16 protein-coding genes are annotated in these 16325 nt (G+C 49.1%); 9 read left to right on the top strand and 7 right to left on the bottom strand.

Features of this window, described 5'->3' with window-relative positions; translation table 11 throughout:
* Positions 1 to 180: 180 nt before the first annotated feature.
* From P2H89_RS03185 to P2H89_RS03160, 6 genes are all read left to right on the top strand, one after another.
* Positions 181 to 996 (top strand): universal stress protein, encoded by an 816-nt coding sequence (locus P2H89_RS03185; RefSeq protein ID WP_275825049.1) that lies wholly within the window; start codon positions 181 to 183, stop codon positions 994 to 996.
* 171 nt (positions 997 to 1167) lie between these two features.
* Positions 1168 to 2547, top strand: a complete 1380-nt coding sequence (tig, locus tag P2H89_RS03180) for a trigger factor (protein ID WP_275825048.1) — start codon at positions 1168 to 1170, stop codon at positions 2545 to 2547.
* 222 nt (positions 2548 to 2769) lie between these two features.
* Positions 2770 to 3465 carry an ATP-dependent Clp protease proteolytic subunit gene (locus P2H89_RS03175; protein ID WP_275825047.1) on the top strand — a complete coding sequence of 232 codons (696 nt, stop codon included), beginning with the start codon at positions 2770 to 2772 and terminating at the stop codon, positions 3463 to 3465.
* A gap of 21 nt (positions 3466 to 3486) precedes the next feature.
* Positions 3487 to 4119, top strand: a complete 633-nt coding sequence (locus P2H89_RS03170) for an ATP-dependent Clp protease proteolytic subunit (protein ID WP_275825046.1) — start codon at positions 3487 to 3489, stop codon at positions 4117 to 4119.
* A gap of 125 nt (positions 4120 to 4244) precedes the next feature.
* Positions 4245 to 5483, top strand: a complete 1239-nt coding sequence (gene clpX, locus P2H89_RS03165) for an ATP-dependent Clp protease ATP-binding subunit ClpX (protein WP_275825045.1) — start codon at positions 4245 to 4247, stop codon at positions 5481 to 5483.
* Between the two features lie 83 nt (positions 5484 to 5566).
* Complete coding sequence (locus P2H89_RS03160) at positions 5567 to 5743, top strand: hypothetical protein (protein ID WP_275825044.1); 177 nt, start codon at positions 5567 to 5569, stop codon at positions 5741 to 5743.
* Between the two features lie 14 nt (positions 5744 to 5757).
* On the opposite strand, the gene P2H89_RS03155 is transcribed toward P2H89_RS03160, so the two are convergent.
* From P2H89_RS03155 to P2H89_RS03125, 7 genes are all read right to left on the bottom strand, one after another.
* A complete protein-coding gene (locus tag P2H89_RS03155) occupies positions 5758 to 6201 on the bottom strand; it encodes a c-type cytochrome (protein ID WP_275825043.1) in 444 nt (147 codons plus the stop codon).
* Positions 6202 to 6279: 78 nt separating this feature from the next.
* The gene (locus P2H89_RS03150; RefSeq protein ID WP_275825042.1) at positions 6280 to 6735 is read right to left on the bottom strand and encodes a cytochrome c; all 456 of its coding nucleotides are present in this window, start codon (positions 6733 to 6735) and stop codon (positions 6280 to 6282) included.
* A gap of 182 nt (positions 6736 to 6917) precedes the next feature.
* A complete protein-coding gene (locus P2H89_RS03145) occupies positions 6918 to 8060 on the bottom strand; it encodes an acyl-CoA dehydrogenase (RefSeq protein ID WP_275825041.1) in 1143 nt (380 codons plus the stop codon).
* 109 nt (positions 8061 to 8169) lie between these two features.
* The gene (locus P2H89_RS03140; protein ID WP_275825040.1) at positions 8170 to 9213 is read right to left on the bottom strand and encodes a helix-hairpin-helix domain-containing protein; all 1044 of its coding nucleotides are present in this window, start codon (positions 9211 to 9213) and stop codon (positions 8170 to 8172) included.
* Between the two features lie 62 nt (positions 9214 to 9275).
* Positions 9276 to 10052: an MBL fold metallo-hydrolase gene (locus P2H89_RS03135; protein ID WP_275825039.1), complete on the bottom strand. Its 777-nt coding sequence runs from the start codon at positions 10050 to 10052 to the stop codon at positions 9276 to 9278.
* A 24-nt stretch (positions 10053 to 10076) separates the two neighbouring features.
* On the bottom strand, positions 10077 to 10358 hold the full coding sequence (locus P2H89_RS03130; RefSeq protein WP_275825038.1) for a hypothetical protein: 282 nt from the start codon (positions 10356 to 10358) through the stop codon (positions 10077 to 10079).
* Positions 10359 to 10598: 240 nt separating this feature from the next.
* Positions 10599 to 12155, bottom strand: a complete 1557-nt coding sequence (locus P2H89_RS03125; protein WP_275825037.1) for a response regulator — start codon at positions 12153 to 12155, stop codon at positions 10599 to 10601.
* Positions 12156 to 12266: 111 nt separating this feature from the next.
* On the opposite strand from P2H89_RS03125, the gene P2H89_RS03120 reads away from it, so the two are divergent.
* The 3 genes from P2H89_RS03120 (at position 12267) to P2H89_RS03110 (ending at position 16321) form a co-directional block, all read left to right on the top strand.
* A complete protein-coding gene (locus tag P2H89_RS03120) occupies positions 12267 to 13487 on the top strand; it encodes an HD domain-containing protein (protein WP_275825036.1) in 1221 nt (406 codons plus the stop codon).
* A gap of 9 nt (positions 13488 to 13496) precedes the next feature.
* Entirely contained in the window at positions 13497 to 14549 is a 1053-nt protein-coding gene (lpxD, locus tag P2H89_RS03115) for a UDP-3-O-(3-hydroxymyristoyl)glucosamine N-acyltransferase (RefSeq protein ID WP_275825035.1), read from the top strand.
* A 365-nt stretch (positions 14550 to 14914) separates the two neighbouring features.
* Positions 14915 to 16321, top strand: a complete 1407-nt coding sequence (locus P2H89_RS03110) for a bifunctional UDP-3-O-[3-hydroxymyristoyl] N-acetylglucosamine deacetylase/3-hydroxyacyl-ACP dehydratase (protein ID WP_275825034.1) — start codon at positions 14915 to 14917, stop codon at positions 16319 to 16321.
* Positions 16322 to 16325 lie beyond the last annotated feature (4 nt).

Raw genomic sequence — 16325 nt, 5'->3', positions numbered from 1 at the left:
TCTGTCTACCCCCCTTTCTATCTACCTACTTTTCCGATCAGTTAGTGGGCCGCCTGCCACATTTCGCCATATTACACCGCGCCAGGCTTCTGGCGCTGCATCACACCTGCCAGCCTGGTATTCTTTTTTTGTAGCGCCTAACCCCAACAACCTTTGGTAACTTTATACAAACCATCCATTATGCAAACGATCCTCGTTCCCGTCGACTTTTCACCAGTTTCCCGCAATGCCTCCGTGTACGCCGCCGAGCTGGCCAGGATATTCAACAGCCGGCTGCTCCTGTTCCATGCGTATATGTTGCCCACGCCGGTAAGTGAAGTGCCCTATGTGATGGTTACCGCCGATGAAATGCAGAAGGAAAACGAGGCATTTTTGAAGAAGGAGGCCGATCAGCTGCAAGCCACCTACGGCGTGCAGGTAGAATACCTGGTGAGGATCGGCATTGCGTCGGACGAGATCCGCGAACTGATAGCCGAACAATCGGCCGACCTGGTCGTGATGGGCATGAAAGGAGCCGGCGGCATCGATAAGATCATTGGCAGCACCACCACCAACGTCATCCGGAAAGTGAAGATCCCCGTGTTGATCATACCGCACGATGCGGGCTACAAACTCATACAGCATATTACCTATGCCAGCGACTTCAGTTATAAAACCAATATCAACCTGTTTACCCCACTGCTGAAAATAGCCAAAACGCTGGGCGCACGCATTCATATCCTGAACGTCCAGAAGAATGTGGTGAAGGCAGAAGAGCTGGCAGGCCGTACCAGTACGGAAAAGGTCTTTAATGGTTACGACCATGAATTTGTAAACATCGTCGATCAGTCGGTAACCCACGGCATCAGCGAGTATCTCCAGCAACAGGATAGTCAGGTCCTGGTCATGGTAGCCCATGCACACACTTTCTTCGAGCGGATCTTTTCGAAAAGCACCACAACAGCCATGGCCTATGAAACTAAGATACCCCTGCTGGTATTACAGGACAAAGGGTAAAAGCTGGCAGATATCCCTGCGCCAGAGTCATGAACCCATTCCTGCATAAGTCATTCATAATCTGCATAATAGAAAACATTTTGCCTAATACCCGTAACCGGGCATAGTTTACCGTTTTAGCCTATTGAGATTTTCCCGTACTTTTGCACCCCAATTTATAAAAAAAGCAATATGGCAACAGTTACCAGAGAGAATATAGGCCTGCTGAACGACAAGATCACTGTTAAAGTGGCCAAAGAAGACTATCTGCCTTCTTTCGAGAAAGCACTCAAAACTTATAGTAAAACTGCCAATATACCTGGTTTCAGGAAAGGAATGGTTCCTGCCGGCATGATCAAGAAAATGCACGGACAGTCTGTTTTCACCGACGAAGTACTGAGAACGGTGGAGAAACAACTGACAGATTACATGCAGAACGAAAAGCTGGAGATCTTTGCCCAGCCGCTCCCCCTGCCCGAGAATGATGCCCGTCAGTTGAATTTTAATGAACCTACCGAATACGCTTTTGCATTCGAAGTAGGTCTGAAGCCTGATTTCAAAGTGGCCGACCTCGCCAAGGAAAAAACTACCCGTTATGCAGTTACGATCACAGATGAGATGATCAACGAAGAAGTTGACCGTCTGCGTCTGCGTCACGGTAAAATGTCCGACCCCGAAACAGTAACCGGTGATGACAATGTGCTGAACGTTACATTCACCGAAGCTGATGAAGAAGGTAATGTAGTAGAAGGTGGCATCAAGAAAGATAACTCACTCCTGGTAAAATACTTTGCAGAAAACTTCCGCAACACCCTGCACGGCCGTAAGAAGGACGATGCAATACTGGTTCAGCTGAACAAGGCATTCGACGAAAAGGAAAGAGAATGGGTTCTCGGCGACCTCGGCCTGGACAAGCACGATGCTGCAGCAGCCGGCAAGTTCTTCAACATGCTGATCACGAAGGTAGGCCTGGTAGAAAAAGCTGATCTCAATGAAACCTTCTTCGAAGCAGCCTTCCCCGGCAAGAACATTAAGACCGAAGAAGAGTTCCGCAATACGGTAAAAGAAGAGAGCGCATCCTACTGGAACAAACAAAGCAGCAACCACCTGCAACACGAACTGTACCACGTACTGCTCGACCACACCAAGATCGAGTTCCCCGAAACGTTCCTGAAGCGTTGGATCCAGCAAGGTGGCGAAGCGCCCAAGACTGCTGAGCAGGCTGAAGCTGAATTCCCCACATTCGCCAACCAACTTAAGTGGACGTTGATCATCGATCAGCTGGTGCGCGAAAACAACATCGAAGTGAAGCCCGAAGACCTGCAGGCGTTCGCCCGCAATCAGTTGTTCAGCTACATGGGCATGCCCGGTGGCGGCGAAGAACAACCCTGGGTTGCCGACTACATCAACCGTATGATGCAGGACAGGAAGTTTGTAGAAGATGCCTACCACCGCATTCAAACGGAGAAAGTGTTTGGCTGGGCCGAAACACAAGTAAAGGCAACCGATAAGCCTGTAACAGTAGAAGAATTCACCAAAGAACTGGAAAAACACCAGCACCACCACCATTAATCGGTGACCGCTGTAAAAGATAAAAGCCATCCGCCCGCCGGATGGCTTTTTTGTTGACCCAGCCTGTTACGGCTCCGCCTCATCTGCCAAATTCGTCCTCTATTTGGGCAATGCCATGACGACCAAACCGTTATTTCTGGCAAAATGTCCGATTTTTTATATAGCACGGTAATTGATTTGCCAAATGACTTAAATTGCTCACTAAATCAATAGGAAAATCTTATGAACCTCAGCCAAGAATTTGAAAAATATGCGGTGAAGCACAGGGGTATTTCCAGCAATACGTTGAATGATTACCATAAATATCAGGTAACCAATCTTACGCCCAATATCATTGAAGAGCGTCCCATGAATGTCGCCGTAATGGATGTGTACAGTCGCCTGATGATGGACCGGATCATCTTCCTCGGTTACCCCATCAATGACGAAGTAGCCAACATCGTAACGGCCCAGCTATTGTTCCTCGAAAGCACCGACCGTACCCGCGATATCCAGATGTACATCAACTCCCCCGGCGGTAGCGTATACTCCGGCTTGGGCATCTATGATACCATGCAATACATCACTCCCGATGTATCGACCATCTGTATCGGTATGGCTGCCTCTATGTCTGCCGTACTGCTCTGCGCAGGTACCAAGGGTAAAAGAACAGCCCTCAGGCACAGCCGCGTCATGTTGCACCAGCCTAGTGGCGCCATCGGTGGCCAGGCCAGCGATATCGAGATCACGGTGAACGAGATCAGGAAGATCAAGAAGAACCTGTACGACGTTATCTCTACCCACACCGGCAAAACAAACAAGCAGGTTGAAAAAGACTGCGAACGCGACTACTGGCTCACTTCTACCGAAGCCAAAGAATATGGCCTGGTAGATGAAGTGCTGCTCGTCAATCCAAGGAAAGAGAAAAAAGAAGACTAACCACAAACAACAGATTATCATATGAACTACTCAAAATATTTATCGAAGCCTTATCGCATGGATGATGAAGACGACGAAAAAGAAGAGGCGCCCAAATCGGATCTGATGATCTTCAGCAAAAAGCTGGAGCAGTACTTCTTCGAAACCCGCAGTGTTCACCTGTGGGGAGTAGTTGACGATAAATCGGCCCGCGACGTAACAGCCAAATTGCTGCTGCTCGACGCGGACAAGCCCGGTACAGAGATCAAGTTCTATATCAATAGCCCCGGTGGCATCGTAACCAGCGGTATGGTGATCTATGATACCATGCGCATGCTGAAAAGCCCCGTAAGCACCATCTGTATGGGTCTGGCAGCCTCTATGGGCTCCATCCTCCTCAGTGGTGGAACCAAAGGCAGCCGCTATATCTACCCCCACGGAGAAGTAATGATCCACCAGCCCAGCCTCGGTGGTCATATCCAGGGAGTTAGCGCCGACCTCGAGATCCAGGCCAAACAAACCAAGCGCGTAAAAGAGATCAGCGCAAAGATCCTGGCCGAGAATTGTGGCAAAAAGCCCGAACAGATCATGAAAGACTTCGACCGCGATTACTGGATGGATGCTAAGGAAGCCATCGAATACGGAATCGTCGATAAGGTCTTCGAAAAACTATAACGCATTAAAGCTCAACGGATAACCCGTTGAGCTTTTTTAACTTACCCAATGCCCCGGACGAGGGCTATTTAATTGGATTTAGCGATCCCTTTGAATACCTTTGTAGCCGGAGAAGAAAAAAACCAATGGCAAAAACAACCTTACATTGTTCTTTTTGTGGACGCAGCCGGGATGAGGTGAAGATCCTGATCGCCGGCCAGGAAGGACATATCTGCGAGAACTGTGTAGAACATGCCCGCGAGATCATCGAGCAGGAGCTCATGATCCGCAGCGAAACGCCTGCCGCCTCCCCTTCTTTCAAACTCAATGTAAAGAAGCCGGTAGAGGTAAAACGTTTCCTCGATGAATACGTGATCGGGCAGGACGAAGCTAAGAAGGTATTGGCTGTAGCAGTATACAATCACTACAAACGCCTTCAGCACAAAAGTGCCGAAGGAGAAGTGGATATCGAAAAGAGCAATATCATCATGGTGGGAGAAACCGGTACGGGTAAAACCCTGCTGGCAAAAACCATCGCCAAATTGCTCAACGTTCCATTCGCGATCGTAGACGCAACTGTATTCACAGAAGCCGGCTACGTTGGTGAAGATGTCGAAAGTATCCTTACCCGTCTGCTGCAGGTGTGCAATTATGACGTGCCTGCTGCCGAAAGAGGTATCGTGTACATCGACGAGATCGATAAGATCGCCCGCAAAGGGGATAACCCTTCCATCACCCGCGATGTGAGCGGTGAAGGCGTACAACAGGGCCTCCTGAAACTCCTGGAAGGTACCGATGTATTGGTTCCGCCTCAAGGAGGTCGTAAACACCCCGAACAAAAACTCATCAAGATCAACACCCAGAACATCCTGTTCATTTGCGGTGGCGCTTTCGATGGCATCGACAGGGTGATTGCCCGCCGGGTAAATACCAACGCGATCGGCTTTAATGTCAACAAGGATCTGCAGGAGCACATGAAGAAAAACCTGCTGCAGTACATCAACGCCACCGACCTCAAGTCGTTTGGCCTGATCCCCGAATTGCTCGGCCGTCTGCCGGTGGTAACCCACCTCAATCCGCTCGACAAGTCGACCCTGCGCTCAATTCTTACAGAACCCAAGAACGCACTCATCAAGCAATACAAACGCCTCTTTGAACTGGAAAACATTCAGCTCAATGTGGATGAAGATGTGCTCGACTTCATGGTCGATAAAGCACTCGAATACAAACTCGGCGCCCGTGGCTTGCGCAGCATTTGCGAAAGCATACTCATCGATGCCATGTTCGAAATGCCCACCTCCAAACAGCAGGTATTCCACCTCACCCTGGAGTATGCACAGAAGAAGTTCGACAAGACCAAGATGAGCATGCTGAAAGTAGCATAAGAATTAAGAACATCTTTTTATATTTACAGAGGCACGCAACCCGTACCTCTGTTTTTTTGTACTCACTATTAAATCTTACAGGTATGGACGAACTGATCAAAAAACTCATGGCCGAAGGACTCAGTGAACAACAAGCCTACAAGGCAGTGGAGATCGTGAAGAACTTTGCCAAAGAAAAGTTCCCCATCTTCGGCGGTGCGATCGACAAAGTGTTTGATAAATATGCTAAGAAGAGTGATGACGACGATTTTATGCCCTAACCGGCAATAACAGTCTACATACCGATGTAGAGTAGAATATTGTCGATCTCTTCGTCGGTCAGGCTGGGAAATACGCTCATAGAAACCTTCCCATATTTCTCGTAAAGCCCCTGGAAATAGGGATTACCGGCTTTCAGTACGGCAGGGCTATTCCTGATCCAGTCGTGCAGTAGTTTTTTGTCTTTAACGCGATCTTGGATACCGCGCAAGGCAGGCCCTGTAAGCTCCTTGTCTACACCATGGCACGTGGCGCATTTTTCATCAAACAAAGCTTTTCCTTTCGCCGAATTGCCCGTTAACTGTACCACTGCTTTCTTTTCCGTTTTGGCAACCTCAGCGTCAGCCTGCTCGTCAATTGATGCCCCGATATTCCCCAGCACCTGCACCACCCACATGCCTATAATAACTACAACTACCAGGAAGGTACCCTCCCATACATAACCAAGTTCCTTATTCATAATAAATGGTATTAAGCAAAGTCGTGACAGGCAGCATTGTCGAGAGGCAATGCCGCACAGATGGCGGGGTTGGATCAATTACTTGCGGCGCTGTCGCAGGTATTCCAGCATGGCATCGATATCCTGGTCGCTCAGGTTGGGAAAAGCGGTCATCGCGGTCTTGTTCCACCTTTCATACAAGGCGTTGAAATACTTGTTGCCACTTTTTAAGACCGAATCATTGTTGCGTATCCAACCATACAGCAACGCTTTATCAGTAATTCTTTCTTCGACATACGGCAACCTGAGCATGTCGCCATCATCTTTATCTAACTTGTGACAGGTGCTGCAATGCGTATCAAACAAAGCCCTCCCACGCGCATTATAAACACGCGGTGCTCCATGGTCATCAGTAATGGTAATATAAGTGGGCGCAGTGTCCTCCGCAGTAGGCGGGCGCCCGGTAGAAGAGAGAAAACGAACAATCCCAAGGCCGGCTAAAACCACCAGCATCAGTAAGAAGCCCCGTCCTATATAACCGACTTCTTTGTTCATACCCAAAGTTACATCGGCAACATTTGCTGCACAAGAAAATTGAAGAACTTTTCTAACGCATACCAACAGCCCAACACATATAAAAAGTTCGCAATAAAACAGGCTATATCAAAACCGCACCAATAAAAAAAGGTCCCGCAACCAACGGGACCTTTTGACGTGACAAGCAACCTTTCGTAACCTTAGGCTTTCAAAACTTCTCTGGATATAACCAGCTTCTGAATTTCAGAGGTACCTTCACCGATAGTACATAACTTACTATCGCGATAATATTTTTCAACCGGGAAATCCTTGGTATAACCATATCCCCCGAAAATTTGTACTGCATCATTGGCCACCTTCACCGCTACTTCACTCGCATAATACTTGGCCATCGCCGCCTCTTTTGTCATGGGCTGCTTACGCATCTTCAGATCACAGGCCTGCAGGGTCAGCAGTTCGGCTGCCATGATCTCCGTAGCCATATCCGCCAGCTTAAAGGAAATGCCCTGAAAATTGGAAATAGGCTGGTCAAACTGATGCCGCTCTTTTGAATACTGCACGGAGGCTTCGTAAGCACCTTTAGCAATGCCCAGCGATAGGGCTGCAATAGAGATACGACCACCGTCCAGCACTTTCAACGACTGCTTGAAACCCGATCCAACTTCACCCAGGCGATTGCTATCCGGAATACGGCAGTTATCAAAGATCATTTCTGCCGTTTCACTGGCACGCATGCCCAGCTTGTTTTCCTTTTTACCGCCCGAAAACCCAGGCGTGCCGCGCTCAACCAAAAAAGCCGTGGCATTATCCTTCGATCTCGGCTCGCCCGTTCGCGCAATCACTACCGCTACATCGCCACTTTTACCGTGGGTGATCCAGCATTTCGTGCCATTCAGCACCCAGTGATCGCCATCGCGCACCGCCGTTGTTTTCATATTGCCGGCATCACTGCCGGTATTCGGCTCCGTAAGTCCCCAGGCGCCCAGCCACTGGCCGGTAGCCAGTTTGGGCAGGAACTTTTGCTTTTGCTCTTCGTTACCAAAAGCGAGGATATGTCCCGTACAGAGCGAATTGTGGGCAGCGACACTCAAACCGATGGAGCCGCAAACTTTTCCTATTTCCTGTAGCACCGCTACATACTCGAGGTAACCAAGTCCGGCACCTTCATACTTCTCGGGTACTAAAACCCCCATCAATCCCAGCTTCCCCATTTCCCGGAAAACCTCCAGTGGAAACTCCTGGCTTTCATCCCATGTCATCACATGAGGCTTGATATGCTGTTGCGCAAAGTCCCGGGCAGTCTGAGCTACCTGCTGTGTTAATTCAGAAGTCTCGAAATTCATAAGATAATTAATACGTTGGCAAGAAATCCCTTAGAGGTCAGTGCAAGATAGTACTATTTCTGAAAAACTAACAATTGTTAGCTCCTTTTTAAGAGAAATATTTGCCAACTCATCTGACCGATAGGTAGGGCCTTATTTTATCCAGCCCCTCCGGCGAAAGGATGGTGATCTGTAACAATTGATCCACAGATTGATAAGGGCCGTGTTGCTCACGGTAGCGCACAATAGCGCCTGCCTGTTGCCGGCTTATATAGGGGTGAGCATCTAAAGCCTCGAAACTTGCATTATTGATATCGATCGTGCGAAGAACTGGCGATATACATTGCAGATAAGGCGTGATGGATATAAAAGTAGAGTCTGGCAAACCATAGGTCTCTCCCACCTGCTCCATGCGGTGAAATCCACCCAGTTTTTCCCGGAAGCGCACGATCCTGCCGGCCAGTGCCGGGCCAATGCCCCTTAGGGCGATAAAGGCTGTCGTATCGGCAGTGTTGATGTCGATTACTGGCGTGCCGGAAGGCTTCGTGTACCGGCCATAGCTCAAATCCTGCCCACTGCCACGTCCATCCCGGAAAGCTCCCCGCCCGCCCGTGCCTGAAGTTCCCCGATTCCCCTCACCCCGGGTTTTGCCAGCCGGCAACCCCGCAACCATTTCACTGCCGGCAAAGCGGTCCATATTGGTCCCGACGGGTATCCGCACGTAAGGCACCAACCGATCAGCCTCTTCTTTCTTCAAACCATATATCTTATAAATATCAGTAACTGCCCGGAACCGACCTCCCTTTGCGAGGTATCGCTGAATGGTTGCTGCCGTACGGGCACGCACCCCCAACTGAATCCATCCTTCCACCGCAAGCGTATTGGGATCAAAAGGGAACAACCTGCCTCCACTCCTGGCAGCCGATGCCGGCTCCTCATGGTGGCCTGCCAGTCCCTCGCGGGATTTCGAAGTCTCATCCTGGGGGGAATTGTCGGATTCCAGTTTGGCCAACTGAGCCCGTAATTTTTCAAAAGCGGCTTTATCGGCCTCCATCACGGGAGGCGGTACCAGCGAAGGAATAGTGATCGTAGCAATGATCAACCCCACGAGCACAAAAATGCCAGTACGTTCTTTTTTGGAGTAGCTGAGGAAATGCTTCCGGTAATTTTTCATAGTATAAGAGATCGGGCAGCCTTATGAACCGCCAACATGCTTATACATACGAATAATTCAGATTATAGATTTATGACCAGGCCGTCATACGCCAGCAGGATGCCGGCTGGAAGCTCCTGCCCCACATCGGCATGTTTACCCATCTGGTGACTCAAATGCGTGAAATAGGTTTGCGGCACCTGTAGTTCCTGGGCTACCGCGATCCCTTCCGAAAGGCTATAATGGGAAATATGCTGCTCTTTTCGCAGGGTGTTCAACACCAGCACCTCGCTACCCCAGATCTTCTGCTTCTCCGATTCATCGATATTATTGGCATCGGTGATATAGGTAAACTTCCCGAACCGGAAGCCTAATACGGGCATTTTCAAATGCCATACCTGCACCGGAGTCACTTCAATATCGCCTACCGTGAAAGGTTTGAGATCGATCGTATTGAGGTGGATCTCCGGCACACCCGGGTACCTCGTTTCATAAAAAGCATAGGGAAATTCCCGGATCACCACTTCCTGCGTCATTTCATTGGCAAAAACCTTCATAGGCTGCTGCTGAAAGAAGTTGAAAGCCCGCACGTCGTCGAGCCCTGCAATATGGTCTTTGTGGGGATGGGTAAAAAGGATCGCATCGAGGTGCTTTACATTGGCCCTTAACATCTGGTAACGAAAATCCGGACCGGTGTCCACCACCAGCGTCGTATGCTCCGACTGTACCAGAATGCTGGCACGCAGCCTTTTGTCTTTGGTATCGGGCGATTGACAAACCGGGCATTCGCAGGCGATCATGGGCACCCCGCTACTCGTTCCGGTTCCTAAAAAAGTGATCTTTAATGAAGGATAACTCACGCGATAAAAATACGGAGTTTGAAGTTATTTCTCGGCTGCTGCTGCCGCATGCCGGATCAGCACGTCTTCATACGTCTTTCGCACATCGGAAGAAAGTATGTCCGGATCGATATTCAGTTGAGGAATAAGATCGATCAGGGTATTGATACGCCCTTCGAGCTGGAGAAACTTATTCAGCACTACTACCCTTCTATCTTCGAGGATACAGTAGCCGCTTTGGAAATTGCCCCGCTCGTAACGCACCACATATTCCAACTCGTCGAGGATACGTTCAATTTTATCTAATGTGTTCTGGGTATATTTCATAGTCGTACTACCAAATTCACTAACAAAATTAGCCAAATGTCTGCCCTGCAGCGTTTACAGGCTATTAATGTTTTCCACACGTGGTGGACAGAAAATCAACCACTTTTATACAATAATGATCCCAAATACCCTGCCATAAGAAGACGCCTTCGGCCCCATCAGGGTTGCTTTGGCAACAGATGCGGTGTCTTTCCTGGCTTAAAACTCATCAAAGCCGGTTCCTAAGTAGCTCCTTTGCGCCTACTTCGTAGTCATCTTGATCACCGGCACGATCATCTCTTCCAGGCTAATACCGCCATGCTGGAAGGTGTTCCGGTAATAGTTCACGTAGTAGTTGTAATTGTTGGGATAACAAAGGAACAGGTCTTCCTTCGCGAATATGTACGATGAATTCACCGTTGGTACCGGCAGCCCCGCCTCCTTGGGATCCCGGAAAGCCAGCACTTCCTTGGGCTCATAATTGAGGTTGCGCCCATGTTTATAACGCAGATTGGTAGTCGTTTGCTTATCGCCGATCACCTTGGCCGGCGTTTTTACCCGCACACTGCCATGGTCTGTAGCCAGCACGATATTGATCTTTTTGTCCGCAATCTTTTTCAGCGCCTGGTGCAGCGGCGAATGCTCGAACCAGCTGCGGGTCACCGAACGATAGCTGGTTTCATCACCGGCCAGTTCTTTCAACACCTCCATCTCTGTACGCGCATGGCTTAGCATGTCCACAAAATTGTAAACGATGATATTGAGGTCATTGACCAGCAGGTTATGGATATTGTTTACCAGATCCTGCCCCGCCTGGTTATTGAGGATCTTCGTATAGGAAAACCGCACATCATCCCGCTTCATCCTTTTCAATTGGGCACGGAAGAATTCCTCTTCATAAAGATTCTTTCCTCCCTCTTCATCGTCATTTTTCCATTGCTGCGGGAAGTTCTTCTCGATATCCATCGGCATCAGTCCGCTGAAGATCGCGTTGCGCGCATACTGAGTAGCGGTGGGTAAGATCGCGTAAAAGCTCTCCTCTTCAAGGATGCGGAAGCTTTCTGCAAAAATGGGTTGAATGGCCTTCCACTGGTCAAACCGCAGGTTATCGATCAACAGGAAAAAAGTAGGCGTACCCTTTTCCACATGCGGCATCACCTTGTATTTGAAAAGTGTGTGCGACATCACCGGGCCTTCGACCGATTTAGGCCCAATCCACTTGGCATAATTCTTCGACACAAACTTGAAGAACTCATTATTGGCCTCACTCTTCTGGGTTTGGAAAACTTCCTGCATCTCCGGACTATCACTCTTCTCCATTTCCAGCTCCCAGTACACCAGTTTTTTGTACAGTTCCATCCATTCGTTGTAATCCGGGCTGCTGTTCAGCGCCATGAACAGGTTGCGGAACTGCTGCTGGTAAGCCGTAGTGGTTTTTTCCGCCACCAGGCGCTTATTATCGATGATCTTTTTAAGGCTCAGCAACACCTGGTTGGGGTTTACCGGCTTGATCAGGTAATCGGATATCTGGCTGCCGATGGCCTCATCCATCAGGTTTTCCGTCTCGTTCTTGGTGATCATCACGATCGGGATCTGCTGATTCACTTCTTTTATCTTGGCAATCGTTTCCAAACCGGTAATCCCGGGCATGGTTTCATCGAGCAACACAACATCCACATAATTCTCTCGCACAAAATCAACGGCATCGAAGCCATTGGTAAGCGCACTTACCTCATACCCTTTGTTTTGCAGGAACAGGATTTGCGATTGTAAACTTTCAATTTCATCGTCGACCCAGAGTATCTTTCCTAATGCCATGTAAATGTTTTAATAATCACCCTAAAATACATTATTCCGCGTGCAATCAGTTAATATGTATTTTTGCCAACTCCTTTTGGCAGCAATTTTAACAAAACAGCAAGCAGCGAAATGGCATCAGGCATCAGAAAGATCATTAACGACCCTGTTTACGGCTTCATCACCATCGATCATCCGCTTGTTTTTAAGGTGATCGCGCATCCCTGGTACCAGCGTTTGCGCCGCATTCACCAGATGGCATTTGCACAGCTCGTATATCCCGGTGCCGTGCACACCCGCCTGCACCACTCGCTGGGAGCCTACCACCTCATGTGCAATGCCCTGCACGAACTCAAGAACAAGGGAGTAGAGATCACCCCCGAAGAAGAAGTGGCAGCCAAGATCGCCATCCTGCTCCACGATATCGGCCATGGCCCCTATTCACACGCGCTCGAGAACAAACTATTCAAAGGCATTCACCACGAAACCATCTCCATCAAGATCATGGAGATCCTCAACCAGGAACTAAATGGAGCGCTCACCCTCGCCATTGATATATTCACGAATAAATACCATAAACCCTTTCTTCATCAACTGATCTCCGGACAGCTCGATGTAGACCGGATGGACTACCTCACCCGCGACAGCTTCTTTACCGGAGTATCGGAAGGCGTGATCGGCTACGACCGCATCCTGAAAATGCTCGCCGTACGTGATGGAGAATTGATGGTAGAAGAAAAAGGGGTTTATTCCATTGAGAAATTCCTGGTATCCCGCCGTCTCATGTACTGGCAGGTATACCTGCACAAGACCGTGCTGGGCGCCGAAAAATTACTGGTCAAGGTCATCGAACGGGCACAGGAGCTCATTACCCGGGGCATTGCCGTTAGCTCAACCTCACCCGTATTCGATTTCTTCCTCCAGCACCACGACCAGGTAACTTCCATCGAAGATCACCTGGAGCGATTCTGCCTGCTCGACGATTACGATGTACTGAGCACCATCAAGAACTGGATGTTCCATCAGGATAAGGTGCTGTCCAAACTCTGCCATTGCCTCGTAACCCGCCGTTTATTAAAAGTTAAAATATCCGCCACGCCCCCCGATGAGGCCTGGATGGAAGAACAACGGAACAGGATTTGCCGCTCATTGGAGATCGAATCGCGCGATTGTCACTACTTCCTGTTCAGCGGGATAGCCGAAAATACGACCTACGATCCACGGGAAGAAAAGATCAATATCCTGTTCAAAGATGGTACCGCAAGGGATATTTCCAGGGTCGACAACGCTTTGATCCATCAAACCCTCGCCAGCCCTGTGAAAAAATATTACATTTGTTATCTGAATTTATAAAATACAACCATGCAATTTACGGCAGCACAGATAGCCATGCTTATTAACGGAACCGTCGAAGGCGATGCCAACGCCGCGGTGGGTTCGTTTGGAAAGATTGAAGAAGCCCAGGCCGGACAACTCGCATTCCTGGCCAATCCTAAATACGAAGATTACCTGTACACTACGAGCGCTTCCATCGTGATCATCAATACCTCGCTGGAGCTCAAACAACCGGTAAAAGCTACTCTCTTGCGCGTAGCCGATGCCTATACCGCCTTTGCTACCCTGTTGGCAAAGTACCAGGAAGTGATGACCCAGCAAATGACCGGCATCCAGGAACCCAGCTATATAGCCAAAACAGCTAAACTTGGTCAAAACATCTTTATCGGCGCCTTCAGCTATATCGGCGAAAACGTAAGTCTGGGCAACAACGTAAAAATATTCCCCAATACCTTCATTGGCGACAATGTAAAGATTGGCGATAACAGCATCCTTCACCCTGGCGTAAAAGTATACCACGACTGCGTAGTGGGTAAAAATGTAACCATCCACGCCGGTACCGTACTGGGCAGCGATGGATTCGGATTTGCTCCCCAGGCCGATGGCAGCTTTAAGAAAGTACCGCAGATCGGTAATGTAGTAGTAGAAGATTTCGTGGAAATTGGCGCCAATGCCACCATCGACCGGGCAACCATGGGCTCCACCCTGATCAAATCGGGCGCCAAGCTCGACAACCTGATCCAGATCGCTCACAACGTAGAAGTGGGCAACAATACCGTGATCGCAGCACAGGCCGGCGTAAGCGGAAGTACCAAACTGGGTAACAATGTATTGATCGGCGGACAGGCAGGCATCGTAGGCCACCTTTCCATCGCCGATGGCGCCCGGATCAATGCCCAAAGCGGCGTCAGCAAATCGATCAAAACGCCCAATACAGCCGTAACAGGCTCACCGGCATTCGATTATACAAGCACCCTGCGCAGCCAGGCCCTCAGCCGTAACCTTCCCGATATGGAACGGCGCATCAAGGAACTGGAAAAACTCGTGCAGCAGCTGCTGGCAGAAAAGGTCAATCTCTAAGCGCCACCAGGACACCCTTATCGAGACCTTACCGAGACCTTTTCGAGACCTTATCGAGACATTATCGAGACCCGGACCCGGGTCAGCGCCGAACCGAACAGGCTGCTGACCCGGGTTTGGCTTATATATCACCTGTCCATCAGGCATCCCCCATAATTGCTTCGGGCCGCCGTATAGGCTTCCCTCCTTATTTATAGCGACTTTTTATCATATTGCCGGCCGGTATAACCTCGCAATCCCCCCGCACACCTCCCCTTTTTGCACCAACCTACTTCATTAACAATCGATTATAGTAAACAACCCGACAAAAGGAAGTCCGCAATTAAACTTTCTGTTATCTTTGCGCGATCCTTTAAAAAACTCGAATGGACGCTACTTTCAATCCGGATAAACAACACACATTAGGTTCAGCAGTAAGTATATCAGGTACCGGCCTGCATACCGGTATAAAGGTCGATATGACCCTCAAGCCCGCCAATGCAGGATTTGGATACCAGTTCCAACGTATCGATCTGCCCGGTCAACCAGTCATAAAGGCTGATTGTGAACTCGTTACCGATACATCCAGGGGAACTACCCTTGAAGACAACGGAGCGAAAGTGAGTACCGTAGAGCATATACTCGCCGCCCTGGTGGGTATGGGCGTCGACAACTGCCTCATTGAACTCAATGGACCCGAGATCCCCATTATGGACGGCAGTTCCTCGCCTTTTGTGGAGATCATTGAAGAAGTGGGCGTGATAGAACAGGAAGCCACCAAGATCTGGTACACCATCGATACCAACATCACCCATTACGACGAAAAGAAAAGGGTGGAAATGACAGCCCTCCCTGCAACGGAATACAAGATCACAACACTCATAGATTTCAACAGCCCCGTACTGGGAACACAACATGCCGGTTTGAAATCCATGCAGGAGTTCAAATCTGAGATATCTTCCTCCCGCACATTTGTATTCCTGCACGAGCTGGAAATGCTGCTGGATCACAACCTGATCAAAGGGGGAGACATCAACAACGCGATCGTCGTGGTCGACAAACCAGTCACAGAGTCCGAAATGGACCGACTGGCAAAAGCTTTTGGGCGCAAGAACATGGAGGTAAAAAGTGAAGGCTACCTGAATAACCTTGAATTGCGTTATTCAAATGAACCAGCCCGGCACAAACTGCTGGATGTTGTGGGCGACCTCGCTTTGATCGGCTATCCCATCAAGGCACATATCATCGCCAACCGTCCCGGTCATAGCACCAATGTCGATTTTGCGCGTATGATCAAGTCATACATTAAGAAGAATAAGCACGTAAAAGATATTCCTGTATACGATGCAAACCAACCCCCGGTTTATACGTTACAGCAAATAGAAAAAACGTTGCCGCATCGTTTTCCATTCCTGCTGGTCGATAAGATCATCGAACTGAGCGATCGTCACATCGTAGGTATCAAGAATGTAACCTTCAATGAACCCTTCTTTCAGGGGCATTTTCCCGGAAATCCGGTTATGCCTGGTGTATTGCAGGTAGAAGCATTGGCGCAAACAGGTGGCATTCTTTGTATCAACGCCATGCCTCCCGGCGAGTACGACACTTACTTTATCAAGATCGATAATGTTAAGTTCAAGCAAAAAGTAGTACCCGGTGATACCATGATTTTGAAAATGGAGTTATTAGCTCCAATACGTCGTGGGATCTGTGAAATGCGTGGTAAAGTGTACATCGGCAATAAGATAGCTACCGAAGGCGATTTGATGGCCCAGTTGGTAAAACGCGGCTAAAGAA

The organism is Paraflavitalea sp. CAU 1676 (assembly GCF_029223285.1).
In the GTDB taxonomy this organism is placed as follows: domain Bacteria; phylum Bacteroidota; class Bacteroidia; order Chitinophagales; family Chitinophagaceae; genus Paraflavitalea.
Note: the sequence above shows the minus strand (reverse complement) of the source record. Positions and strands in the feature narration are given on the sequence as shown.

Coding starts and splice junctions, on each gene's coding strand:
- P2H89_RS03145 (WP_275825041.1), bottom strand. CDS start 8,060: ATGAATTTCGAGACTTCTGAATTAACACAGCAGGTAGCTCAGACTGCC.
- P2H89_RS03150 (WP_275825042.1), bottom strand. CDS start 6,735: ATGAACAAAGAAGTCGGTTATATAGGACGGGGCTTCTTACTGATGCTG.
- P2H89_RS03175 (WP_275825047.1), top strand. CDS start 2,770: ATGAACCTCAGCCAAGAATTTGAAAAATATGCGGTGAAGCACAGGGGT.
- P2H89_RS03125 (WP_275825037.1), bottom strand. CDS start 12,155: ATGGCATTAGGAAAGATACTCTGGGTCGACGATGAAATTGAAAGTTTA.
- P2H89_RS03130 (WP_275825038.1), bottom strand. CDS start 10,358: ATGAAATATACCCAGAACACATTAGATAAAATTGAACGTATCCTCGAC.
- P2H89_RS03120 (WP_275825036.1), top strand. CDS start 12,267: ATGGCATCAGGCATCAGAAAGATCATTAACGACCCTGTTTACGGCTTC.
- P2H89_RS03155 (WP_275825043.1), bottom strand. CDS start 6,201: ATGAATAAGGAACTTGGTTATGTATGGGAGGGTACCTTCCTGGTAGTT.
- lpxD (WP_275825035.1), top strand. CDS start 13,497: ATGCAATTTACGGCAGCACAGATAGCCATGCTTATTAACGGAACCGTC.
- P2H89_RS03110 (WP_275825034.1), top strand. CDS start 14,915: ATGGACGCTACTTTCAATCCGGATAAACAACACACATTAGGTTCAGCA.
- tig (WP_275825048.1), top strand. CDS start 1,168: ATGGCAACAGTTACCAGAGAGAATATAGGCCTGCTGAACGACAAGATC.
- P2H89_RS03170 (WP_275825046.1), top strand. CDS start 3,487: ATGAACTACTCAAAATATTTATCGAAGCCTTATCGCATGGATGATGAA.
- clpX (WP_275825045.1), top strand. CDS start 4,245: ATGGCAAAAACAACCTTACATTGTTCTTTTTGTGGACGCAGCCGGGAT.
- P2H89_RS03185 (WP_275825049.1), top strand. CDS start 181: ATGCAAACGATCCTCGTTCCCGTCGACTTTTCACCAGTTTCCCGCAAT.
- P2H89_RS03160 (WP_275825044.1), top strand. CDS start 5,567: ATGGACGAACTGATCAAAAAACTCATGGCCGAAGGACTCAGTGAACAA.
- P2H89_RS03140 (WP_275825040.1), bottom strand. CDS start 9,213: ATGAAAAATTACCGGAAGCATTTCCTCAGCTACTCCAAAAAAGAACGT.